Annotated in this window: 19 protein-coding genes and 1 other RNA gene; 4 read left to right on the top strand and 16 right to left on the bottom strand. The window is 39.8% G+C overall.

The genetic code is table 11. The features are described 5' to 3' along the window. Window positions 1-24: 24 nt before the first annotated feature. The 3 genes from A7967_RS01330 to A7967_RS01320 all read right to left on the bottom strand — a co-directional run bounded on the left by A7967_RS01330 (window position 25) and on the right by A7967_RS01320 (window position 5,671). Window positions 25-1,284 carry an MFS transporter gene (locus A7967_RS01330; RefSeq protein ID WP_064435274.1) on the bottom strand — a complete coding sequence of 420 codons (1,260 nt, stop codon included), beginning with the start codon at window positions 1,282-1,284 and terminating at the stop codon, window positions 25-27. 173 nt (window positions 1,285-1,457) lie between these two features. Further along, window positions 1,458-2,990 carry a tryptophan halogenase family protein gene (locus A7967_RS01325; RefSeq protein WP_064435273.1) on the bottom strand — a complete coding sequence of 511 codons (1,533 nt, stop codon included), beginning with the start codon at window positions 2,988-2,990 and terminating at the stop codon, window positions 1,458-1,460. Window positions 2,991-3,034: 44 nt separating this feature from the next. Continuing rightward, window positions 3,035-5,671, bottom strand: a complete 2,637-nt coding sequence (locus A7967_RS01320) for a TonB-dependent receptor (RefSeq protein ID WP_064435272.1) — start codon at window positions 5,669-5,671, stop codon at window positions 3,035-3,037. Window positions 5,672-5,927: 256 nt separating this feature from the next. On the opposite strand from A7967_RS01320, the gene A7967_RS01315 reads away from it, so the two are divergent. After that, complete coding sequence (locus A7967_RS01315; protein WP_054205588.1) at window positions 5,928-6,797, top strand: helix-turn-helix domain-containing protein; 870 nt, start codon at window positions 5,928-5,930, stop codon at window positions 6,795-6,797. Between the two features lie 48 nt (window positions 6,798-6,845). On the opposite strand, the gene A7967_RS01310 is transcribed toward A7967_RS01315, so the two are convergent. From A7967_RS01310 to A7967_RS01295, 4 genes are all read right to left on the bottom strand, one after another. Beyond that, entirely contained in the window at window positions 6,846-8,012 is a 1,167-nt protein-coding gene (locus tag A7967_RS01310; protein ID WP_064435271.1) for an FAD-dependent monooxygenase, read from the bottom strand. Further along, window positions 8,009-9,208 (bottom strand): 2-octaprenyl-6-methoxyphenyl hydroxylase, encoded by a 1,200-nt coding sequence (ubiH, locus tag A7967_RS01305; protein ID WP_064435270.1) that lies wholly within the window; start codon window positions 9,206-9,208, stop codon window positions 8,009-8,011. The genes A7967_RS01310 and ubiH overlap by 4 nt, the downstream gene beginning before the upstream one ends. A gap of 9 nt (window positions 9,209-9,217) precedes the next feature. Then, window positions 9,218-10,549, bottom strand: a complete 1,332-nt coding sequence (gene pepP, locus A7967_RS01300; RefSeq protein WP_064435269.1) for a Xaa-Pro aminopeptidase — start codon at window positions 10,547-10,549, stop codon at window positions 9,218-9,220. Between the two features lie 65 nt (window positions 10,550-10,614). Beyond that, window positions 10,615-11,178, bottom strand: a complete 564-nt coding sequence (locus A7967_RS01295) for a UPF0149 family protein (RefSeq protein WP_064435268.1) — start codon at window positions 11,176-11,178, stop codon at window positions 10,615-10,617. A 194-nt stretch (window positions 11,179-11,372) separates the two neighbouring features. Between A7967_RS01295 and ssrS the strand changes: the two genes are divergently transcribed. Together ssrS and A7967_RS01285 are read left to right on the top strand one after the other, a co-directional pair. Then, window positions 11,373-11,556: non-coding RNA, 6S RNA (ssrS, locus tag A7967_RS01290), on the top strand. Between the two features lie 426 nt (window positions 11,557-11,982). After that, window positions 11,983-12,639, top strand: coding sequence for a hypothetical protein (locus A7967_RS01285; protein ID WP_054205583.1), 657 nt, complete (start codon window positions 11,983-11,985; stop codon window positions 12,637-12,639). Between the two features lie 132 nt (window positions 12,640-12,771). Here the strand turns inward: A7967_RS01285 and A7967_RS01280 are convergent, their stop codons facing one another. The 6 genes from A7967_RS01280 to A7967_RS01255 all read right to left on the bottom strand — a co-directional run bounded on the left by A7967_RS01280 (window position 12,772) and on the right by A7967_RS01255 (window position 19,042). Beyond that, window positions 12,772-13,185: a DUF4019 domain-containing protein gene (locus tag A7967_RS01280; protein ID WP_054205582.1), complete on the bottom strand. Its 414-nt coding sequence runs from the start codon at window positions 13,183-13,185 to the stop codon at window positions 12,772-12,774. Between the two features lie 49 nt (window positions 13,186-13,234). Next, complete coding sequence (locus A7967_RS01275) at window positions 13,235-13,723, bottom strand: GNAT family N-acetyltransferase (RefSeq protein ID WP_064435267.1); 489 nt, start codon at window positions 13,721-13,723, stop codon at window positions 13,235-13,237. A 3-nt stretch (window positions 13,724-13,726) separates the two neighbouring features. Continuing rightward, window positions 13,727-14,086, bottom strand: a complete 360-nt coding sequence (locus A7967_RS01270) for a 5-carboxymethyl-2-hydroxymuconate Delta-isomerase (protein WP_064435266.1) — start codon at window positions 14,084-14,086, stop codon at window positions 13,727-13,729. Window positions 14,087-14,359: 273 nt separating this feature from the next. Continuing rightward, a complete protein-coding gene (locus A7967_RS01265) occupies window positions 14,360-16,990 on the bottom strand; it encodes an efflux RND transporter permease subunit (RefSeq protein ID WP_064435265.1) in 2,631 nt (876 codons plus the stop codon). Window positions 16,991-16,999: 9 nt separating this feature from the next. After that, window positions 17,000-17,833, bottom strand: coding sequence for an outer membrane lipoprotein-sorting protein (locus tag A7967_RS01260; RefSeq protein ID WP_064435264.1), 834 nt, complete (start codon window positions 17,831-17,833; stop codon window positions 17,000-17,002). A gap of 9 nt (window positions 17,834-17,842) precedes the next feature. Beyond that, window positions 17,843-19,042: a DUF1302 domain-containing protein gene (locus A7967_RS01255; RefSeq protein ID WP_064435263.1), complete on the bottom strand. Its 1,200-nt coding sequence runs from the start codon at window positions 19,040-19,042 to the stop codon at window positions 17,843-17,845. 231 nt (window positions 19,043-19,273) lie between these two features. Between A7967_RS01255 and A7967_RS01250 the strand changes: the two genes are divergently transcribed. After that, on the top strand, window positions 19,274-19,831 hold the full coding sequence (locus tag A7967_RS01250; protein WP_167349688.1) for a TetR/AcrR family transcriptional regulator: 558 nt from the start codon (window positions 19,274-19,276) through the stop codon (window positions 19,829-19,831). A 103-nt stretch (window positions 19,832-19,934) separates the two neighbouring features. Here the strand turns inward: A7967_RS01250 and hrpB are convergent, their stop codons facing one another. The 3 genes from hrpB to A7967_RS01235 form a co-directional block, all read right to left on the bottom strand. Next, on the bottom strand, window positions 19,935-22,358 hold the full coding sequence (gene hrpB, locus A7967_RS01245; RefSeq protein ID WP_064435261.1) for an ATP-dependent helicase HrpB: 2,424 nt from the start codon (window positions 22,356-22,358) through the stop codon (window positions 19,935-19,937). 72 nt (window positions 22,359-22,430) lie between these two features. Continuing rightward, entirely contained in the window at window positions 22,431-24,290 is a 1,860-nt protein-coding gene (locus tag A7967_RS01240; RefSeq protein WP_054205574.1) for a tetratricopeptide repeat-containing diguanylate cyclase, read from the bottom strand. Then, entirely contained in the window at window positions 24,287-25,168 is an 882-nt protein-coding gene (locus A7967_RS01235) for a transporter substrate-binding domain-containing protein (protein ID WP_054205573.1), read from the bottom strand. Before A7967_RS01235 ends, A7967_RS01240 begins: the two co-directional genes overlap by 4 nt. Between the last annotated feature and the right edge of the window lie 387 nt (window positions 25,169-25,555).

The raw sequence follows: 25,555 nt of genomic DNA, 5'->3' as shown, positions 1-25,555 counted from the left end.
AGCCTCTTTTGTCATCAAGTTAAATTAGTTACTTTCAGCAAGTGTTGCTGTTTGTGAATTACGTTTAAACGTGTGATTAGCAATAAGAGGCTTAGCCCAGATACCCACACTTAAAATATAACCAAGTGGTATAAGTAACAGTAATAATGATAGTTGCAAGCTACCTGTCAGCTCACTCATCGCTCCGACTATAGGCGATGCAAACGCACCACCCACAATCCCGGTGCATAGAATGCCTGATACCGTGCCATGCCCTTTTGCAACCGAGTTTAATGCCAACGAAAATATCACTGACCACATAATTGATAAGAAAAATCCAACCGCAGGAAACGCCCATAAAACCAACTCAGTTCCTGCAAATAATGCCGTTAGTAGACTTATCACCGCACCAACACTAAAAGCCAGTAAGACATGTTTAGCATCGAAGAATTTTAATAACACGATCCCAAGCAAACACCCTAACGTCAATGATAACCAAAATTGGCTCACCACTTGGGCTCCTTGTGTATTTGGATCAAGTTGGTGGTAGGTTTGTAAAAATACTGAAATTGAATTAGCCACGCCTTGCTCAAGAGCGACATAAGCCACGATGGCAAAAAAGAATTTGATCACGGTTGGATCTTTAAATAATTGCAGGCTTTGTTTGATACTGTTTTGTTGCGTACTCTGTGCTTGCGCCTTTTCTTTCATAGGAACAACACTGATAACCACCAGCATCACCACGCATAGCAGTGCAAATAATACGTACATACTTAGCCACGTCATATCTGCGGGCACTAATTGCAACAACCAGTTTTGACCCTGTGCGTGTGCATCAGCTTTAATAAGTGCGCTATACACCAGCGGTGATAACGTTGCCGCGCCACCAAACATCAACTGCGCCGCCACCGAAAACACAGCGAAATGTTTAGATCCACCACTTGCCCTTAGTAGCGGGTTAATGGCCACCTGCAACAGCGCCATGGAGGTGCCAATTAAAAATAACGCTAACATTGCCACTGCAAAAACAGGCATGCTAACAAATAGCACACTACCAAATAGTGCCAATGAGAATGCAATCAGCATCACCTTTTTCTCACCTAAGCTTTGCACTAATAAACCTGCTGGGATCGACATCACACCATAGGCAATAAAAAATGCAAACGAGAAAAAGCCAGCTAGGGTTAAACCAATATCGTAACTTTGGATCAAAGCCGGGAATATCGGCGCAAGTAAGTTCGTTATAAATGAAATAACAAAAAAAGTACTGAGTACCATTAATACTATCAAATAATTTTTTTTCATAATTGTGCTACCTGAAAGTCTACAAATAAAATAAAAAAAGTGGTGATTACAATCTGTTCGTGGGCATACAAACAAAATGATTCAAGGGAATAGTTAATCACCACTCTTAATTGGTTAAGTCTGCCACTTTAAAATAAACCATGCGGCACTGCTCTACGGCTTATTGGTACTTTTCAACCCACTTTAGCCGATGTGCTATATTGATTTTTCATCGTATGCAGTTGCTTTGCATGTGGTTCGCAGTGCTGATCACACAACTCATTTAAATATGCTTTTGCCGCATTATTTATTGCAGTGGATGCGGGATCAAATACCTGCTGACAACGCTCACTTTTAAAATCCATACCACCGAGCAAGCAATACCAACTTGGCCTAAAATAAACCTGTTGTTGAGCATGCTTTGATAAGTAAACGTCAAAATCATCGCCATTAAGCCATGCGATTAATAATGATTTTAATGCGTTGGAACTATGCGTTAATTGCGTTGCAGCTAGCCAATAGCTGCTGTTGGTGCGCTGACTGGTTGCATAATGCGCCACCACATAATCTTTAATCCCGTACACTAATTGATGTAATTGCTGATTAACGTGCTCGGTCAATGCTAATGGTTGCTCGTTGTTTTGCAGCTTTACTAATGCTTGGCTAAATAATTTAATACTGTGCTGAGTCACCATCAAAGACGTCGCTTCAATAGGCTCAATAAAACTGTGCGCCAAACCAATCGCCATGACATTTTTTTGCCAAGCTGACTGCATACACCCCACTTTCATTTTTAAATGCCGAAAAGCGCTATTTTGTGCATCTATATTTAATTGATCTGCAAGTTCAGACTGGGCTTGTTCGCCAGTGATGTGTTTTGAGCTATACACATAGCCGTTACCAGTGCGACTGGTGAGGGGAATTTGCCAAGACCATCCAGCACTTAACGCTGTTGATTGGGTGGCACATGAAATAACGCCATCCGCAGTTACAGGAGTTGCTACAGCGACTGCGCTATCGTTAAGTAGCTCATTCGCAAATGAGTTAAAAGGGGTTTTTAGAGTTTGCTCAATTAATAATGCATTAAAGCCGCTAGCATCAATAAAAAAGTCACCGTTAACCTGTCGACCATCAATAAGCGTAATGCCGACAATATTGCCGCACTCACTTAACTGCGCTTGGCTAAATTCACCATCAATATGTTTAACGGCCTTTTCTTGCGCATAGGCTTTTAATACAGCAGCAAGTTTAGTGGCATCAAAATGATAGCCATAGGTTTGCTCTTTAAGCATTGGCGTATGCACTTTTGGGCTTAAATTGTGTTTTGCTATGTGGCCTGTTAAAAAGTAATCATCGGGTGCTTGCCAATCACCATTGCCGCGCCTTCTGGCATTGGCATTTACACAATATACCTCGGCCGTTTTTTCATCCATTTGGCTATAAAACGGGTGAAAATAGCGGCGTTCATCACCATTCCAATTGTTAAAATAAATTCCGGCTTTGTAGCTTGCATCACACTGAGGCATCCATTGCTGTTCACTAACCCCCAATGTATCCATAAACGTTTTTAAGTGTGGTGTTGAACCTTCACCAACACCGATACTGCCAATTTTACTTGATTCAACAACCGTAATATCCAGCTTTGGATGCTGTTTAGATAAATACGCAGCGCACATCCATCCTGCGCTACCACCACCTAAGATAACTAATTTATTTATGATTGCCATAAGTTAAATATAAAAGGCCGCCAAACGGCGGCCTTTTATCCTTATTAAAATTTATAACTTACGCCAAGGTAATAACGTGAGCCAAACTCGATGGTATTTTGCGTTAAAGCAAAGTTAGTATCGTATGATTGCACTACTTCGTTAGTTAAGTTTACGCCTTCCAGACTAACATCTAAGTTTTCCATCGCATGCCAAATAATAGAAGCATCAAGTTGCTGATAATCATCATTCTTAACCGCTTGCGCTGCACCAACACCAATCCATTCACTACGCCAGTTATAAGCTAAACGGGTAATTATTATGTCGTTCTCAAAGAAAAGTGATGCATTAAAGCTATTTTCAGACACCCCAGGCACCATTTCTTTAGAGCCACTTGGTGTAGTTGTTTCGCTGTCTACATAGGTGTAGTTGGTGACTACACCAAAACCATTATCAAAACTATGCTGTAGTTGTAACTCAAGACCATTTACAGAGCCTTCGCCATTACTACGTGGACGAGTAACGCGGCATTTATCGTACAGATCCGCACTTGCACCACACCCATCAACAAACTCAACGCCTTCAGTTGAAAAGACAACGTTGTCAATTTGTTTGGTAAAAAACCCAGCGGAGGCCATTGATGCTTCAGTAAAGTAATATTCAATCCCGATATCAGCTTGGTTTGCTTCGTATGGTTTTAGATCTGGGTTACCGCCAGTCGCACTACCAAAGTTGGCGTTAATTGCTAAGCCTGGTTTTAAATCACTGTAGTTTGCTCGCGACATAACTTGCGATGCAGCAGCACGTAAAATAATCTCATCCGATAAGTCATAGGCAAAATTTACACTTGGTAGCAGGTTACTATAATCAACGGTCTTGTTATAAACGGCACCACCTGCATAACCTCTGGAGGTTTGCTCTGTTTCTACATAACGCAGGCCAACATTACCCCGATAGTTTTCGCCGCTAAAATCGGCTTTAGCGTAAATAGCGATAATATCTTCATCTACCGAGAACGTATTCCCTAGGTTGGCAACTTCTGTTAACTCGCCTGCCGCGTATTTACCACTAATAAAGTCCCACCACTTATTTGTATCAAGTGACGCATACGCATTTAATGTATGTCCAGCACTTTGAGAATGTAGCCCAGATAATACACCATCACTCCAATTTGCTAGATTACCATCAGGAACAAAACCGAGCACTTCATCTGGGTTACGATTAAAAGCTACACGTGAAAATTCGCTGCTATTAAATTTGATACCCGCTTTAATTGCGGTAAAGGTGTCACCATCGAGTTCAAATTTAAGGTCAGCCTGTGCGTAACTTACATTATGCTCTTGTACTGTGGTGTCAAAATTAGCCTCTTGTGCATGCTTAAACTTGCTTGCATCTGTAGCATCAAGGGATGTTAACCATACTTGATATGGGCCAGTAGCATCATAAGTAAAACCGCCATCTGTGCTGTTTTGGCCATTTGGAAATGCCGGATCGCCTATTTTACCGCCTTCATCTGAAGCTGGGATCCACCAAGATGATGCGCCAAATTGCGTGCCGCCGTCTGATGTAGATTTACCAATCACACCACTTACTTCAAAACCGTCACCTTGATACTTACCTGATAAATTAAGTACATCCGCTTTCATATTAACCGCATTGCGTACTACTGGGTTATAAATAATAGAGGCATACGCAGGTGTAATAGTTGCTCGTTCAGTACCGCCTAATCCATTATTAGTTACGTTGGTAGAGCCCGCACCACGCGCGCCAACTGTTAAAAAATTATGGTTTACATGCGGGTTATCAAATTCAAAGCGAAAATAATCAAGTACAAACTCCAGGTTATCAGTTGGCGCAAACTGTGCTGTTAATTGTGCGCTGGTACGTTCACGCTCTGATTTAAATGCCTGCGACCCTAGGCTCCATGCACCAACGGTTGAATCTTGCCCTGTTGCTTGATCTGCTGCAAAGTACTCGTAATATCCACCAATTGACTCAAGTACATGACGCCCAGAAGTTAATTGCTCATAAGAATACGCCGCTAAAATACCAAATTTTTCGTCATCATTTTTCCAGCTAGCCAGAACTGATGCGCCAGGATCTGTTTCATCATACAATGAACTTTGTGCCAGCTCAGCTGATACCATTAGCGTATTAGAATCTAAATCAAGCGGCTTACGTGTCGTTAAATTAACCGTACCACCGAGAGCGCCTTCTTCGATGTTTGCTTCAGGGGTTTTATACACTGCAACACCCGATACTTGCTCGGCTGATAACAGCTCCATATTAAAAGTACGAGTGGCTGGGCCTAAGTCGTACCATGAGGTACTTGCAACAGTTTGCCCATTTAACAGTACTCTTGATTGCTCTGGTGCAGTACCTCGAATAGTCACACCATTTACTTCACCGTATTGGCGGTCAACCGTGACACCCGAGATACGTTGCAGCGCATCACCAATGTTTTTATCCGGAAATTTACCGATATCCTCTGCGGTGATCGCATCAACTACACCATCGGCAAAACGTTTAGTGTTCATTGATGCTTCAAGTGAGCGGCGAATGCCACGCACTTCAATGGTTTCAATGTCACTTTCTGCTTGTGTTTCATTTGCTGCAAATGTCATCGGGGTGATATATAACGCTGAGATACATATCGCCAATGTTGACAATTTTAATGGTGCCTTGTTGTTTGTGCTTTTCATTCCTAGTCCCTCTATTTATTGTTTTTGATAGCGAAACTAGACTACCGTGCACAACACGTACTAAGAGGTACAATTCTCACCAGTTATGATACTTTTCGATCGGATAATTTGTAGGAATGTTGAAAAATCGAGCTAAAAAACCATAAATCACACAACATAACGATAGGTTAATACTAATTATGAATAGATAAGTATCACACCTAAGAGTATAAATTGTTCAAATAGAAGCGAGAATAATAACCCTAGGAATTAAGTCATGCGGGCAATGTGTGAAAAGGTCATCCCAAGCAACAACTCATCATGGCGATATTGTAAGTACAGCTTAGATTACATCCCTTTTAACTGGCACTACCATCCTGAATTTGAGATCTGTTTAACGCTCAATAGCCAAGGCGTTTGCCATATTGGTGATTATATTGCACCGTATGATGATCTTGATTTAGTCATTTTAGGCCCTGATTTACCGCATACTTGGCAATCATCCCCCAACTCAGATAACAGTGTGCAAATTGTGCATGTAGCGCAAATACCAAAAAAATGGCTTAGCCAACATGTCAGTAACCACCCTGAATTAGCTGTTTTAGAAGCACTATTGATTGCATCACAACGAGGGCTTAAATTTTCAAGGCAAACAGCGGTCATTGCCAAGCAATACTTTGAAAAAATTGAAGCCAGCGAACCTTTTGAACAATATCTAGGGTTGCTTGCATTATTAAGGGAAATGAGCAAAGAGCACAGCGCAAGAATGTTATCGAGTTCAACCTTTAGCGTGTCAACGCACACCCATCAAGCGCACGATAAATTTGATAAAGTAATAGATTATATTTACCGACATTATACTGAAACATTGTGCGCCGAGCAGTTGGCTATTATGGCGCATATGAGTACCAACCACTTTCATCGTTTTTTTAAAAAACGCATGGAGCGCACATTAACAGAGTTTATTAACCAATTGAGAATTGGTCATGCGTGTAAAGAATTAATTAATACAAACCGATCAATCACCGCCATTAGCGACCAATGTGGATTTAAAAATATTTCAAACTTTAATCGGCGCTTTTTAATGCTAAAAGGCGCAACACCGAGTGAATACAGAAAACGCCTGAGGCAAAAGTCACTCGTATAAAAAAGCCACTAACCTTGCCCTCAAAAGCCTTACTCTCGCAAACTACCCTTACTTCCCTATCGCTTGCTTTGCAAACAGATGCTTAATTGGGCCTAGGTTATCAACTAAACTTAAACCCACCCCTCGCACTAGTTTTTTAAGCGGGTTAGTGCCTTCAAAAAGTTCTTTTAAGCCTTGCATCATGGCTATGTGCTTTTGCGCGTCGAGTTTACGGGTGCGTTCGTAATCACGCAGAGTACGTGAACTTGCAAACTCTTTATGTTGTTGGCTTAGCAGCTCAATTAAGTAAGCGGCATCTTTGAGGCCTAAATTCATACCAAGCCCAGCTAACGGGTGAATGGTGTGGGCAGCATCGCCTATTAACACTACTTTACCTTCTACCCACGTTTGCGCATAACGCATTGTTAATGGAAACGCAGCACGCTCACTTTGCACTTCACATAACCCACATTGGCTATCTAAAGCGGCCATTATCGCTTTATTAAAATCGTTGTTATCCATTGCTAATAACGTTTGGCAGTGCTCAGGACTTGTTGACCATACAATTGAATGAGTGTTGGCATCTGGCAATGGTAAAAATGCTAATGGCCCTGTTGGTAAAAATACTTGGCGAGCTATATTATTATGTGGCTCAGCGGTTTTAACCGTCGCGACAATAGCGTTATGGTCGTAATCTTTAAAGGTAATTGGCAAGTTAAACTGTTTGCGAATTGCTGAATTTGCACCATCAGCCGCCACCAGTAATTTCGCTATCACCGGCTCCCCTGAATCTAAAGTAACAAATACGTCATTGTCACTTTGATGAATTTGTTGGTAACGAGTATCAAATAATAAAGTTGCTTGGCTATGATTTTCTAGCTCTTTGATCAATGCATAACGAATAACATCGTTTTCGATTATATGGCCTAAATGAGGTAAATCTAGCTCATCGCTGTTAAAAGCAATTTTACCAAAACTGTCTTGGTCGCGTACATCCATATGGGTATAAGCGCGCGCCCGCTTTGCTATAATTTCTGGCCATACATTGAGGGATTCAAATAACGCTTGGCTAGCAAGGCTTAATGCACTTACTCGTAAACCATATTCATCGCCAGGCAATACCTGCTTTGACGCAGCATCTATTACGACCACGCTGATATTCGCTTTGGCTAACCCTAATGCGAGCGTTAAGCCTACACAGCCACCGCCCACAACACATACTTGTGCTTGCTTCATAGTCGTTTACCTTGTTTTACTTGCCCCATTAATTGCTTTGCCAATGGGGTTTTTAATGAGGAACATAAATCCATGGAGAATAAACCGCAGCTGCGGCCAAATGCCAGTACCCGTGATGAGTTTGAAAATAACCGCACTAAAGAATCCGTTAGCGTCATTACGGTATTAATATCTTGATTACGTTGCTTGGCATATTCACGTGTAAATGCGTAGCTGCCGATTGCTGATTCACTTTTTACTAATTCACTTGTTATTAGCTCACATAACAGCTGTACATCACGCAAACCTAAATTAAATCCTTGTCCTGCAATAGGATGAATTGCATGCCCAGCATTGCCAATAAGTACTGTTCGATGACTACTAAAAGACTCTGCACGGCCATACACTAACGGGTAACTTGCGCGCATACCCACTTTACTAAATAGCCCGCCACGATAGCCAAACGCACTTTGTAGAGCATTAATAAAAGCATCTTCACTTAGCTTTAGGTGATCGTCAATATCCGTTTTATCCATACACCACACTAACGAATAACGGTTATTACTCATGGGTAATAATGCCATTGGCCCATGCTCAGTAAAGCGTTCAAAGGCATGATTATGGTGGCCATCTGCCACTTCGATATTGGCAATGATTGCCCCTTGCGAATATGGCTGGGTTGCAAAGTCTATCTTCGCTAATTCGCGCGTTGGCGACTGCGCTCCATCGGCAACAACCACTAACTTGGCATTTAAACTATTGCCTGATTGTAAGGTGATCTGTGCATTGTCACTTGTGTAGTTTAAGCTCGCGATACTGTCAGGACAAAACAGTTTAATGTGTGAATTGGTGAGCTGATTATGAAGTGAGCGGCCAAATGGATTAACTTCAACCACATAACCCAGTGCAGGTTGAGCAAACTCATCACAATTAATATGAGTTTTTCCAAAATGCCCACGATCCGATACGGATACTTTTTTAATCGCAGTAGCAAAACCAATATCGGGGTCAAACACCTGTAACCCCTTTAAAAACTGTACAGATTGCTGGGCTAGCGCAATGCTACGATCATCAAAACTAGGGTGATAGTCAGCATTTATTTGATTAGCCTCAACTACGGCAATGCTGAGGTTTGGCGCATGTTTAGCCAAGCTTAACGCACAACTGGCACCCGCTAAACCGCCACCAACAATAACTACATCAAACTGCTCTGCCACGCGCTGCTCCTAGCGATTAGTTGCTTGTTTTTTCATTAAGGCTTCAATTTCGCTGATACTTTTGGGCGCACTCGCTGTCAGGTTTTCATGACCTTGCTCAGTCACTAACAGATTATCTTCAATACGAATGCCAATGCCTTTATATTGCTCAGGTGCTTTAGCATCTAAACTAATATAAAGCCCAGGTTCTATAGTCAATACCATACCAGGTTCAAACGGGCGTTCTTTTTCGTCTTTTTTGTAATCACCTACATCATGTACATCTAAACCAAGCCAATGACCTAGACCATGCATATAAAATGCTTTGCATGCTTGATTGTCTAACAGCTCTTGTAAATCGCCTTGCAGAATACCTAAATCAAGTAAACCTTGCGTAAGTACTTTCATAGCCAGTTTATTTGCTTTTGAAAGCGTACCACCGGGTCTTACTTCAGTAAATGCCGCTTCTTGCGCAGCAAGTACAATTGTATAAAGCGCGGCTTGTGGTTCACTAAATTTGCCATTGATTGGGAAAGTACGAGTAATATCCGCCGCGTAACCGTGTAGTTCTGCACCAGAATCAATCAGCACTAGATCACCATTGGTAAGCACATCGCTGTTTGCGGTGTAATGCAATATATTAGCGTTATCGCCACTGCCAACAATAGTGCCGTACGCAGGATGGCGTGCACCATGCATTGCGTAATGATGATGAAGCTCCGCTTCTAATTGATACTCAGTAGCACCGGGCTTTGCAAATTGCATAGCACGCATATGACCTTGTGTACTTATTTCACAAGACTCACGCATAATGCGCACTTCAGCTGGCGATTTAAATAATCGCATTTCGTGCACTAAACCACGAATATCTTTAATAGTGTGCGGTGCTTTGTAACCTTTTTTAGGTGCGCCACGTAGGGTATTTAATAATTCCCACACTTTATCGTCAAATTGCGGGTAAGTGCCTTGTGCATAAAATAAAATCTGCTGGCCGTTCACCAAATTCAATAATTGTTCAGTTAGCTCACTCAGTGCACATGTTTGGTCGAATAAATAATCTTTTTTGGCTTTTTCAAAACCGATTCGTCGGCCGTGCCAAATTTCTGCCAACTTATCTTTGTTCAAACAAAATAACGTACTTGGTGTTTCACTGCTTGGACTCAGTACCAACACAGCATCGGGTTCATTAAAACCAGTTAAATAGAAAAAGTCACTATCTTGGCGAAACGCATACTCAGTATCTCTGCTTCGAGTTACTTCGTTTGCCGCTGGAATAATTGCTACGCTATTTGGCTCCATCATGGCCAGTAAACGCTCTCTGCGTGCTTTAAACTCTGCTTTTTCTATACTAACTGTTGGCATTGTAAACCCTGCTTTTAGTGTTTTTTAACGTTAAGGTACATTTTAACATTAAGGTATGTTGTCACTTAATGAAGTGTTTTTTTAGTGCTTTTTGGCGCTGGCTCTTGGCCAAGTTCCGCAAAGCATAAAAGTGCAGATACACGCACATACTCAATCACTTCGTGCAATGCTTGGCTGTCCTCTTCAGTTTCGTCAAACATGGTATCTAAGCGGGTAATTTCGCTAAAATCACTGATCACTTCTTTGACGTCAGCTGATAATTTGCCATAGTCTTTTTGCTTTAAGCCAAAACCAAGCATAAATCCTGCAACCCAAGACACTAGACCATTGGCTTGATCGACTAAAGTTTCGTCATCGCTTGGTAAAAATAAATCAAATTGAAATTCTTCATCGTTAAAGCTCTCTACGACTTGCTTATAAATAACAGCAAAAAATTCTTTCAGATCATGGCTAAATGATTGACCATCATTAAACACATCGCTTAATAAGCCTAGGTACTCTTTGGCTTCAATACTCAAACCACAGGCTAATAACCCACTGATCACGCCATGCGCTTCTGAAGGAGTGACAAAAATTTCGTTTTTTTCCAATAGTAATTGGACTTGCTGGTAATCTGGTAATTCGTTCATGCTGGCATCTTCACTTGGCTAATTAAGTTAATGCTACCACTCGATAAATAGCAACTCCAATTAATTGTATGATTGAGGTCAAAAAGCAATCCGAAAAGTAAATAGTCAGTTACCAATGCTGAAAAAACCTTCGAACAGTACAATTATTTTGAATTTGGGGTGTAAGGATTGGCTTATGTCTTATATACTTAATTTGTTCCCTAGGGTGTTGGAGCTGGGTTAAGTCCCTGAGCCGATAAATTTTATGTTAGGGTTTCTGTTCGTCTGCTATTGTGCAAGCTCGGCATGTACCGAGAAGCCTACGGCAAACCGCAGATTCCCGCCCTGAGACCTTCTGGTTTCAGGACTAATACCGAGTGCCGCATACTTGGGGAACACCTTACTACTTCACTTAAGCTCTACTACGTTAATACATAAATAGTTAGTAAAAGTTATATGTCGTATTTTTCCCTTATTGCTAATCTGTTTCCGTTAAACTAATTGATAATTAAATTTAAAAATTAAAAATAGTTTCATTTATATTGAGAATAGCTTGCGAACAAAACTCAAAACGCTACAATATAACATAACAACAAACACAAAAGCAACTAACGTGAAATTTTTTCACCTTTAAAACCTATCCCCTTTAAGTCAATAAAATAAATTAAACAGGCTAATTTGCAGCACTCGCAGGTAAAATTAATTGTGATTTACTGAATAATATATTCCTTGCCATCTTTTTTCAAAACTTAATAATTGCCTAATAATAATTCATTTGTATAATCGCCGCCCATGGAAGCAAATAAATATTTAAAAGGAACCAATATGTCCGCTTATCTAAAAAAACTACTCACTACAGTTACTCTTTCTGCCACTCTTGTTTTAACCGGTTGTATGTCAACTGAACTAAAAACAAATGATAAATACGAACTACCTATCGCGATATCAACCAATAACCCAGCGTTAATTTTCCCAGTATCACTACACGGCGTACCTGGAAATGATACTGAGGTTGGTCTAGCTATTACAGCTGGTGTAGCTGGTAAGTATGGTGCTTCTGTTATTTCTGCACAGCAACTTTATAGCGTAGTAGGCAATCTGTCATGGACACTTGGCGAAAGTATGCGTAGAGGCGCAAATAAAGGTGATTACAAAATCAATTACTATGGTGAAAGAATAGCAACCGACTTACAGTACTCAATGGATAAACTAACTAAAGCGTTAAAGAGCTCTGGTGTTATTGATGATAAAAACTTTTCTTTTGAAAATGTAATTGTTCTTCACGTAGATAGCAGCGGTGGTATTCCAGTCCCTGGCGTAAGACGCGTTACTGCATTTGGAGGAATTATTAACGTTAAAGATCTAGAGGTTGTTTCTTATATCGAGAAAGATCTTGTTCTAGCTAATGACAATGAGTCTATCTTGGCGCAAATGCCACTTGAAATGAATGCAATTGTCGAAGAATTAATCGGCAAAAAATAAGCATTTATGGCCTTACAAGCATATGCTTGTAAGGCTGTTAGTATGTAGATTAACTCTATCCCCTCCCCTAGAATTAAGCCCAGCTCGCGATTGTTTCCATCATAAATATCTAAATAATAGATTAAGTATTTTCTATTGAATAAAATAACCAATTACCGACCATTGCTCCGCAGATTTTTTTAACATCACTGTTTCAATGGATTGTGCTTTATTTTCAAAATCAGTTTGGAACTCTAAAATCACATAATCACCATCTGGTAATTGTGGTATGGAGGTTAATACTTGACGGCTCACGCCTTCACGAGATTTAACAGCGCCAAGTGGCCTGCGAACTTGCTCTAGCTTAGATACCCAAAGTGTCTGGGGGACATTTTCTTGAAAAAACGCACCCGCCTGTTGCCAGCTAGCTGCATACTTACCACTATCAACCTCTTCTAACCAGCTTGTAGTCGGTTCAATTTCTTTTGACACATCGATAACTTTAGGTGCCTGCGCCCAAGAGAGCGTAGCTGTAATTAAACATAAAATAGCGATGAGATTTCTCATTTAAAGTTCCTTTTTATTATGTATTATAAGCGCATTAAATTAAAATATATTACTGTACAACTTTGCCGTAAATTAGTGCATTATAAAAACGATCATTTTTATATATAGCTTTATGTAAGCAGCCCTCTTTCAAAAAACCATTTTTTTCAAGCACCTTTGCTGAACGTAAGTTATTTTCAAAGACAACGGCATGCAAACGCACAACCTCAGTTGCTTGTAGTTGTGCAATTAATAACGCTAAAGCTGTTGTAACAACTCCTTGCCCCCAATATTCTTGAGCCAGCCAGTAGCCTATTTCGGCTGATTTACTATATTCAAACTCTCCTTTCATTGCTCCTATGCAACCAACACATTGCCCATCGAGTTCAATCGCCCATGCGTTACTTAATATGCAGCCTTTTTCAATCCACCAGCGCGCATCCTCTTCAGTATATGGGCTAGGTATTTTCGATGATAAAAAGTGAGTAACTTGTAAATTATTAAGATACTTAATAAGCAATAAGACATCGTTTGGTTGAAATGACCTGAGCTTGATCACGTATTATACTTCCTTATTTTCGAGTTGATTTTTATTACAATAAGTGGCCTTTTCAAAGTCACTCACATTCATCGCAATGTTATCGATATGCGGGAACATCTGAGTAAGTTTGGTCACTATCACTTTTGATAATTCAGCTTTTTGAGCCGTTGTTCGACCTTCCATTATATGGCCAAAAACATGGATAAATTCGTGCTGTTTATTGCCCACTAAATAACGATTATACGGGTTTACCCTGACTTTAATTTCATGCTCAGCAAACAACCCCGAGGCGTTTACAGTATGGTAAATTTGCTCATTAATAGTATCTTCATCATGATAGGCCAAGATACTCTGCGAGCAATCGATAATAAAATGTGGCATTAAATAACTCCTTGTTTATGAAAAAATAAGTATTTAATTTAACTTATCTTTTTTATCATAAAGCACTGCATTATAGTTAATTTTATTATAGAGCTATCAAAGAAAATGTATGAGTATATAAGGAAAACGAGATGGTGTTATACCTAAGCCACCTCAAAATGCAGGATTTTACCTTTAGTAGAGTGTATTTTACCTCTTCTCACTTTAATCTAAAGCCGCATCACCCGATACGGCTTTATTATTTTATCTAGGCTAGCATATAGTCTTTATATTTTAACTTTCAGGGGTCAATATCCCGACTGCGCTTTGTGATTCACTGGCTTTAAGCTCCCCCTTGAAAAACCAAGGTGCGAATAAAGTAATGACAAATAACGTAACCATACCGCTAATTAGCAGTGATAACCCCACTAATGTACCTAGATCAATCAGTGCTTTGTGCTGAGAAAACAACAAAGCAATAAATCCAATACTGAACACCAAGACATTAGCAATAATCGCCCTGCCACTTACCCTCATTGCATTTAATAAGGCGTGGTTAATACTGTGACCATTTTGTATTTCATGTTGGATCCTCAAGATGTAATGCACTGAGTAATCAACAATGCCAAGTACTAAAAATGAAATAATGGCCGTCCCGATGTTCAGCTCAATGTTTAATACCGTCATCAATGCAAAATAAATCATCACTGTAGACAATAAAGGCAAGGTGCCTGCTAAACCTAGGCGAATCGATTTAAACCATATGATCATGACAAGCAACACTGTTATTAATGCAATAGAAGCGCTCACAGTTTGACTTTTCACTAACGCATCTAACACAGCAGTCCATATGATTGGCGAACCTGCGTGTGTAATTTTCACTCCTTCCGGTTTGTTTTTTTCAATCCATGGTAAAGTGTGATCTAAGAAAGATTGATAGTCATTTGCCACCGTTGTTCCTAGTGTGTAAAGCAACACGGTTTTAGAAAAGTCTTCGTTTAGTACATTTGTGACATCAGAACCGCCACTATTTTCAAACATTAAAATAGACTGCCTGATGATATCACTGCCGGCAATTTCAACTTCATAAGTTTGCTTTGTATCTTCATCAATTTCAGTAAAGCGCTCAACTTCATTGGGTAGACGATTGTACTGAGGATCAAAGTCATTCAATGTGTAATTAATACGCCTTACATAGCGCGCCAAAGAGTAGCTGTAATTCACTGTACTGTGCTGATGAATGTGTTGCTCTAATTGGTCAATAAAATGTGCAACTTCAAGAGTCAATGCACCACCTTTTATACCTGTATCCACTTCGATCCAACCAGGGCTGGTACCCGCAATGTGATTATTTATAAAATCGTCGGAGATCCTAAAATCACTTTGTTCTGGAAAGTAACCCGATCCCATATCATCAACACGCACTTGCGAAGCCAAAAAGCAAGAGCCAGCAAAAAGCCCAAGAAAAACCACTGAGAACACTTTTCGATTAGCCATAACAGGTGTTAACGTGCGCACAAGTAAGCGACTAATAAAATATTTTTCACTCACATCACCACTACTTTGTGTTGTTTGTGGTGTCGCTATGATGTCTTTGTTCGGGAAAAGAGCGAGTAAAGCTGGGATCAATAATAAAGAAATAATCAGCGCAACAAACATACCAAACGATATAAACAAGCCAAAGTTGCGCAAGCTTTCAATACTAGATGACGTTGACATTGTAAAGGTCAAGCAGGTTGTTATTGTGGTTAATACAACTGGGGACACCATTAAGATCATCGCTTTGCGAATAGCCACTAAGCGAGATTTATTGATTTTCTTCTGATGGTAATACTCAGCCATAACGTGTATCGCATCAGATAAGCAGATGGTTAATAAAAATACCGGCAGGATGGCGGTGATCACATCTAATGGCGCATTTACAATGGCCATCATGCCCATTGTCCACACTGTACACATCACAACGTTTATTAAGGGGATAACAACACCTAAAATGGTCTTAAAGAATACCGCTAAAATTACCGTAATTAATAAAATAACGATCGGCAGTAAAGTCGCAAAGTCGTGGTCTATCACTTGCTTTTGTGCAGCAAAAAATACCGGAACTCCACTGATATAAATATCATCTTTAAGTTCAGGGTGAGCCTCTTGGTAATCACTAACAAGCTGTTTAAACGCCTCATATGCACGCACTTGGCCAATGGCATCATCTTCTAAAATACTTAACTCAACAACAATAAGTGCAACTTTTCCATCCGGTGAAATTGGACCATACTCAATGAGCTCGTTATCTTGGACTGCATTTTTAACAAACTCGATATCTTGATTGCGCTGATTCACTGTTTCTTGCGCAAACATAGTACCATGTTCATCTAAAAAGACATTTTCAGTTGATGACAAACCCGCCATTTCTCTAACGGGGTCAATGCGTTCAGCAAAAACTCGTAAATTGCGTTGCTGCTTGTCTGTCAATTGCCAAGTAGCTGATTGACTGACAAGTTCACGCGCGAGTAAACCGTCATTTGGGGTCATGCCATCCGCCAAAATTACATCAATACTGGTTATTAGTTGACGGTTTTCTGGGTAGGCAGATTGCAGCTCTTTAAGCATTTGCGCATCGCTTTGATCAACGTAGTTCATTCTTTCAGCTGCGCGTGATAGATCAAAAATAGCGTTAATCGAAGCTTGATTGAAAACTGTATTATCATTGTGCAGAGCGATCATTACAGAGTCGTATGTGCCCGTAAACTCCTCTCTTAAGTCAAAAATTGTACTGCGAGCAGGGTGATCCTGCGGTAAAAAATAAGGGTTGTTATCTTCACTCAAATTAGCAGAAGCAACCAGAAAGTAAGCTGTAATAAGTACTAGCAAGGCTAATATTGATTTTGGGTACTTAAACACAAAATCTAGATATTTTTCTAACATGTCAATTCCTTATTCTAATTCAGAGATTTTAATTAACTCTGCAACATCGCTGTCTTTTATGCCTCGTTTAAGTTTCGACTTTCTGAAAATGGCATCTTCAATACCTTGGTTATAAAGCGTCTCATGAAACAAAAAAGTGCTTTTTTTATTTTCAATAAAATTTGTCATAGTTGATGCCGTAATCGTCCAAAACCCTTGAATTTTATCAACTTTACCAACATTCAGTTGCTTGAATAAAATACCTTTTGCATCAAAGTATTGCTGTTTCAAAATTAACTTTCTGTCTTTATCAACCCAAGTTACCAACTTGTAGTATCCCGACTTATTTATAACATCTTGTGATTTTGGAGTACGCTCAATGACATGTGTCTCAACGTCATTTACGCTTTCGCTTTTTACAATTTTTGAGTCAAAATCAGTGACGCGCAATTTATCTAAATCGTAATACGAATATTCGCTGCCCATAAAAGCGCCACGTTTATCCGTCGCAGAAATACGTCTTACTTTTCTAAATGCCGGAAGGTACATCCACTGCTCGTCTTCCTGCGCCGTACCTTCATCAAAGCTGCGCATCAAAAAACTAATATCGCGCACATCTGCGGGGGCTTTGATAGCCAAAACCATTACTTCGTCTTGATCTATATCTTTTTGCAACATATAAAACTGTCGCTGATTAAGCAGACTATCATCGCTTAGCGTTTTCAAAGTCACCGTGGACATGTAATCTTTACCGTCATTGCGATCACGCACCTGTTGTAAAATGTTATTTGCGTCATTAGCCGAAGCATCTGCAAATACACTTAACAAAATGCCAGCTGAGGCCAAAATATGTGTTAGTTTCATTTTTTCTCCTTAAAAATAATATGTTGCAGCAAGCCAAATGCGATCACGCTGCTGCTGTGCACCTAAATAATTCGCTTGCTCACCATCGATGAGATCGAGGTTTAGCTTTAGTAGCCAATATTGATTGGGCTTGTAAGTTAGTTTTAGCTGGGATAAAAGCCCACCACCTTGGTTATCGACGTAACTTAATGCCGCGCGTAAGTAAACTTGATTAGCAAAGAAACCCCGCTCTGCTGAGGCTGTGTAAATTGGTGCAGATTCAGGGATCATATACGTGGGTTGCCAACCATTGAGCAATTGATTGGTATACTGAACTGTTGTAGTCCAATCTTTGTAGCGATAATCCAAGCCCACTAATGCTTCCAACTTGTTGACGTCTTTGTGCTGTAACGCACTATCATTAACTGTGTAATTATCAAAGTAGGCAAGCTCAGTCCGAAGCACGAAGGCATCTATTGGCTTGCTCAAACTAGTTCCTAGCATTGAAAACTTTTCATAGGAATAGTCAGGCCGTTCACTAGCCGTTGCATTCAATACGGGATCATCTTGGTAACCGTGAAATGCGTACAAGCTGATATCTGTGTCATGAACAAACATGTTATAACGCAAACCTAGTTCGTACTTCCCCCACTCACTGCTTTCACTATTTGGGTAATAGTTATTGCCAAACTCTGCACCCGAGGCTGGGTATTCATTACTACGTTGTTCAATAGTGGTAATAAAGTTTAACGTATCGCCGTTATCGTACTCATAGTCCACTTTTAACATTGGCACAGCCACACGATAATCGTCGATATCAAACAAAATAAAGCTTTTAAAATCCAATGGATTAATAACATCAACAATACGTAAATCGTCGGCTTCGCCCCACACTACCTTTTGATAACCAAATGACCAAAAGCTCAGGCCTAATTCCCCTGAAACATACGCCTCTTCGATAATTGCTCGCGATCCATATTGATCTTCGGCTGCAATGCTAAAACGCTCATTATCACTGTAGACAAAGTCATGCTCTAACCTGCCATCAAAGGTAAAACTCAACTGCTCAGTGCTGTATTCAAGTTTTGTCCCAACCGCAATTCTTTGCTCTGTAGCATAATTTTCTGCAATGTTGTAACCAAAGCTACTTGTTAGATTAGGTTGAACATACAAATTGGCGTAGCTACTACTACTTACGCTGCATACAGCAATCAATACTAACCTGTGCATGAGCTGCCACCGTCAATAATCACAATGTACTTAATTCCCACTGTAATTTCCTTATAGAGAAACAGAAAGTATACACACACTAGGTCAACCGACCTAAAGTGTCAACCCAATGTTATAAAAACGAAATATATTGTTTACTGATAAACCTACTTGATGCGCTATGTTATGATTGCTCGAATGACAACTAAGCAACAATAAAAGATATGGAAATCAATTAAGAGAATGGCTGTGATGAAAATTAAATCGAATAAAGAAGTAATTATTAAGACCGCGACAAAAATGCTCTCTGAACATGGCAATCACGGTGTGACATTAAGGAAAGTTGCTGAACAAAGCGGCGTTACTTTAAGTAATGTACAGTATCACTTTGGTGATAGAGACGGCTTAATTAGTAGTGTTATTGATTCATATCTCGAAATTTGCCTCAGTCATATTCGCAGCTCAGTCCAAGAGAGTAATGTGGAAAATAACCCTGACGCTATAAAAAGTTATATGATTAACTTGCTTTCACTCGATGATCTTCAAGGTTGGTGCGAAGTGATTCGAGAAATTTGGGCCATTGCATGCCGTTCAGAAAAGGTACAGGCTAGTCTTGATAATTACTATCAGCAATGCAGTAATGAACTCATTACACTCCTAATCTCTCTCGGTTTTCAGGAGCAAAGAAGCAAAGAATTGGTATCATTGCTCATCCCTTTTATTGAGGGGTTTTCAATTACCTCCAATTTGCTACCGCTAGAGAAAGAAAAAGTTAAAGAGCTAATTATAAATCAGCTGTTTGAAGGTTAAAATAGTGATTAGCTATCAAGCACTGAGATAAAGCACCTCAGCTTAAACTGAGGTGACTTTTCGACCAATCTTTAGTTCAACCTTAAGTAAACTAACAACGACTTCACATCTTACTTTTTACTTTACTGGTCGCAATACTGGTTGCTGGATCATCAGGCCAAAAATGTTTTGGATAACGGCCTTTCATTTCTTTTTGCACGTCGCGATAGCTACCTTGCCAAAAGTTGGCGAGATTTTGTGTCAGTTGTAATGGTCGTCTTGCTGGTGATAGTAGCTCCATCAATAATGGTAACTTACCTTGTGCTAATAACGGTGTGCTAAGCATACCGTACACCTCTTGCATACGTACACTGAGTTTAGCGGGGCCATCAAGCTGATATTCAATCCGCACATTTGAGCCACTAGGCACTGTGACTCTCAATGGTAATAAATCATTTAATGCACTTTGCTGCTGCCAATTAAAGCAACTTTGCAACGCACTAAAGTAATTAAATTTTTTGAGTTGTTCTAACGTTTTTATATCTTCAAGATAAACACTTAACCACGCTTGTGCGTTATCGATTAAGTCTTGCTTAGTTATTACAGGAAACTGCTCAGGTATTAAACGACTGGCTAAACACATACGTGTGAGTAACTGATCACTGTCATTTTGCTCATTAAATAATTCAAAACCCTGTTTGTGAAATAACGCTAACCACGCTTTTGCACGCTCACTTTTATCAAGTCGGTGTTTACTTGGCTGACTCGACACTGTTATTGCTCCTAGCTTCACTTCATCTTGATGAATAAAACGTCCTGCTTTTTCATCAAATTCACAGCGGGTTTGTTCACTAAATAAGTGCCCTAGATCATTCTCTATCTCTGTGGGAGTAAACACAATGCCGGAAAAAATGCGGCCGCCTTTATACCCCCCCATATTAGCAATGGCAAGGTAATCATCGTTATGCCAGTACTCTGTATTTAACTCAGCACCTGCGCCATTGGCAAGTAAATAACCATTGCCGCGCTTTTTAGCCAGGCGATCTGGGAAGGCTAATGCCACCAGCAAAGCTAAATAATTGGTTTTTAGTTCGCGTGTTTCATTTAGCTTTAAACGTTTTAACCAAAACTTAAGTTGCTGTTTAAATATTGGGTGTGGCCGCGCATGTTGACTGTGCAGCGCTAAACTTAAATCTGCAACGTGATTGACACGGCTTTCTAGCAGGGCAACTAAATACGCCGCTAAGGTATAAATACCCGGCATTTTCGACTCTAGCTGCTTTGCTTTAATTAGCATGTGCGCTAAGCGAATATCCGCACCAAAACCCAGCATTTGGGTGCCAAGTGAGGTCAACTTGTTATTGCTATCGAGCGCTTCTAACATTTGCAATAACTTAGTCGCTTGCTGAACTTGCTGCTCTGTCGGTCTATCTAACAAGCTTAAATCACTTAGCTCAGCTCCCCAACATTTAGCCTCTAATAGTAACTGGCTGATATCAGCACTTAAAATTTCAGGTGCGTCGTGGCTATTACGCCGCTCAAAAGTTTGTTTTGATCCTAACCGGTAGACAATTCCGGGCTCAATTCGCCCAGCCCGCCCTGCCCGTTGCACTGCCGATGAACGTGAAATACTTTGTGTGGTGAGCTCTGTCACACCCGTTTTTAGATTAAAACTGGCAACGCGACGTTTGCCGCTATCAACCACTATTCGAATACCTTCAATGGTTAAGCTGGTTTCAGCGACATTGGTTGTCAGGACGATTTTACGCGTGCCTTTTTGTGCAGGAGCAATCGCAGCTTGTTGCGCGCTTTTATCTTGCTCACCAAATAAAGTAAATACATGGCAATCAGCGGGCAAATCAGCGAGCGCTTGCTGTACGCGGTTTATTTCTCGCTGACCGGGTAAAAACACTAATGCACTCCCCGCTTGTTCATCTAATGCGTGTTTGATAACAGCAGGAATAGCATCAAGCCAGCGACTTTCATCTTTAACCGGTATATAGGCTTCGTCAATGGGGAAACTGCGTCCGCTAGAGCGAATAATTGGGCAATCAAAAAAATGCTGATAGCGTTCACTATCAAGGGTTGCCGACATCAGTAAAATAGTTAAATCATCACGAAGCGCGGCTTGCGATTCGAGTGCAAATGCTAATGCCGTATCTGCGGCTATCGAGCGCTCATGGAACTCATCAAAGATCAATAAATCAACATCACTGAGCTCAGGGTCGTTTTGTAGCATGCGGGTAAGCATACCCTCAGTGACTATTTCAAGGCATGTATTAGCACTGACTTTGGTTTCTTGCCTAATACGTAAGCCAATACTTTGACCCACATTTTCGTTTTGGCATTGCGCTAAGTAATTAGCAATATTTCGCGCTGCTAAGCGTCGTGGCTCTAGCATTACAATGCGCTTAAAGTGCCCGTCGCGCATTAATTGTAATGGCAGCCACGTTGACTTACCTGCACCCGGTGGTGCTTGTAATAATGCGATAGGGTTATCGTGTAACGTAGTAACTAATTGTGGGTAAACTTCTTCAACAGGTAGCACAAAGAGACCGTTTTATAACTTTTTAATTCCCAGCAGTATACCCATAAACGCCTTAGGTTAATTCCATTTAGACTAATATTTTAATGTTCTTTCAATGTTAGTAGTAACATGTAGCGTGCGCTGTTCTAAATACACGCGGTAATTTTTAACGACATCTTCGCTTTGCTGATGCGAAGTTGAGTCACTTGCTTTAATGCCAACCCATGCATTACGCTGGTTCTCTTTAGCTAAATATAAACCGCCATCTGCAAGTTCAATTATTTGCTCCCAACTAAATAATTGAGGCTTAGTGCCTAGTAATGGATAACTAGCAAAACCAATAGAGCATGTTGCATGCAAACTTTCACCGTTATTTAACGTAAACAAGTGATCAGCAATCTCGGCGCGTATTTTCTCAACAGTATGCGCAGCTTCATCATAACTGGTGTTTTTCATTACAAGTAAAAACTCTTCACCACCCCATCGTATGAGTAAATCATCGCTTCGTACTTGTTGCTTTAATAAGTGAGAAAATTGTTCCAAAACTTGATCCCCAACACTGTGCCCAAAGCTATCATTAATGTTTTTAAATTTATCAATATCAATTAATGCGAACACTAAACGTTGAAGCTCAGTATTATCAGGCAATGAATTAAAATCTACTAGTAACTCATTAATAACACTAAAAAAATAATGGCGATTATGTAAGTCCGTCAAACTATCAGTAAAGCTCATTGCCTTTAAACGCTCATTACTTTTGGCCAACTCTTGCGTTCGTTCGGCTACCCGTTGTTTTAATACCACTAGATAGCGTTGGTTCTGCCATCGCCAATAAACAAAGCCAACTATACTAAACAATAGTACGGCACCTAGCACCCATCGCTGTTGTTGCAATCTATGATTAGTAAACGCTTGTTGCTGCTGATCTAAACGCTGTTCCTTTAAAATATTATCTTTACCAAGTAACTTAAGCTCCTGATTTTGTAAATCAAATTTATAATGAGATTCAAGTTGGAGTACTTTATTGTTACGACGTTGTAAACTAAGCGCATCTTTGCTTAATGCGTAACGTTTTAAATATTTATACGCTAATTTATAATCACTCTGCTGGCGATACGCGATAGCAATTAAATATTGTAACCGTGCTTGTTCTTCTAAAAAGCGAAGGTTAATAGGGTTTTCCAATTGAGCCAATGCAATTTCAATTGCTTGGTTTAAGCCACCAGTCTGTAAATGACTATTGGCTAATGCTAAATAATAATGCAATTTGATACGCGCTTTTGAGCCACCTAATTTTTTTAAGTCAACCAAACTCAATGCTAATTTTGCGGCCTCGATATTACCCAGTTTAAGTAGAATTTCAGCCTGATTAATAGCTAATTCAGAATAAATATTCATAGAGCTTGTTACGACCTTCAAGGCTTCACTATTCGCTTGTAATGCTTGGTAATAACTTCCCATTCTTAAATATATTTTACTTTGCCAAAGAAACATCAAAGCAGCATAGTTTGCATTGTTATTTTTATAAAAATCAATTGGATATTGAATATAATCGAGCGCTAACGTGAAACGTTCTAATTCAAGCTCTAAATGTGCTAAATGCAAATACGCCCACGCTGTATACTCCTCATTGCCAGCCGATTTAGCCAATTTAAGAGCGTAATGGTTTAATTTTACACCGTCTCCGTAAGCACCATAACGACGCTTAATCATCGCTTCTAAAAAGTAGCTTTCTATTTCAATCTCTTTGGCATTTTGGCTAATAGAAAGTTGACGTAGCCGCGCTAAATAGGTCATAACATGCAGCGTGTTATCAATGCTTACATCCGCTTTGAGCTTGGCATAATAAAAATCTAATTGTTCCTTATCTTCGGCATCTGTCGATCCAAACAATACGCCTGTATGAATAATAAAAATAAAGCATAAACAAAATAAACACGTTTTTCTTATCATAATCTAGGCACTATCATTTGTTGATTTATCACTTGCCAATCAATTGTTTGTTGGTTAATAAAGCCCGATTGCTGCAAGGCTTTTTTGATCACTCCTCGCTTAGTCAATACTTTCAAACCGCGCTTTAATGCCTGGGCAACCTGCTTGCCTTGAGGGTGAGCTTTACTCACAGCAAAATGCCGTGTATCAGGTAAAATTACTTTTAATTTTTTTAGTGGTGTGAATAGCTTGCCTTCAAAATTAAGATCTAAATGATCGCTAACGCTAAAGTTGATCATCATTGCATCTACAACCTGTGTTTCAACCATGGCTAACATATCTTCCCAAGGACCAATATAGCTAATTACGCTTATCGGGGTATTTACCAACGCTCGCCAATCGACATGCCAACGTGGGTTGACTACAACCGTCAATTGATTTAACTCTGAAGGCTTTAATTCCTGCGCGCGTTTATTATCTACTGATACATATAAACCAGCTTCATATTGGCCAAACTCTATAACGGCATCACTTACATAAAGAGAGCCTCGATAATCCAGTAAGTCTTCGTGCCAGATGGTACGTGCGAGCATTAAACTACTGCCGTCAATTAAAGAATCAAACTCCGTCGAATTTACCCAAGTTTGCGGGCGAAATACCACTTTTTTAGTTTCCCCTCCCAAATACAGCGCTTGCTGGAGCAATATCATTTCAACAATCTCAAGATGTGAACCATCTGTACTCGGATTAAAATCTGTAACATCCATTACATCGCGACCATTTAAAAAAGCCGTATAACGCTCACTAAAGTTTTCACTGCTGATAATATCGATTATAAGTGGTTGCTGCGCCTTTAACTGGCTACTGAGCAGCAAAAATAAAAATAGAAAGCACTTCATAAACAAAACCCTAGAGATAAAAAAACCGCAAAGGTAAATATCCAATGCAGCTTAATTATACAGTAACAACCAATAAAATGTTAACAAGTGTTGTATTTTGTAGCGAAAAACAACTAGAGCTATTACTTTATTTACAACTTAATACCGTATAGTCAGTTTTTAATTTGATTAGTGAAGAATACGTAACAAGCTAATTAAACATGACGCATATAAATTTTAACTACTTTAAGGAGTGCGTAAAAATAAAAATGTACCGTAAAAAATTAAAAAATACCTAAATAATTTGACTCAGACGGGTGACCCTATATTCCAATTTTGTTTCTCCTTTCGACCTGAATCACGTTGCACCGCTACTATTGCGTTGTATTTTTCTTCTGGGTGTAGCCC

Origin of the sequence: Pseudoalteromonas neustonica (genome assembly GCF_001653135.1) — a bacterium.
Taxonomy (GTDB): Bacteria; Pseudomonadota; Gammaproteobacteria; order Enterobacterales; family Alteromonadaceae; genus Pseudoalteromonas; species Pseudoalteromonas neustonica.
Note: the sequence above shows the minus strand (reverse complement) of the source record. Positions and strands in the feature narration are given on the sequence as shown.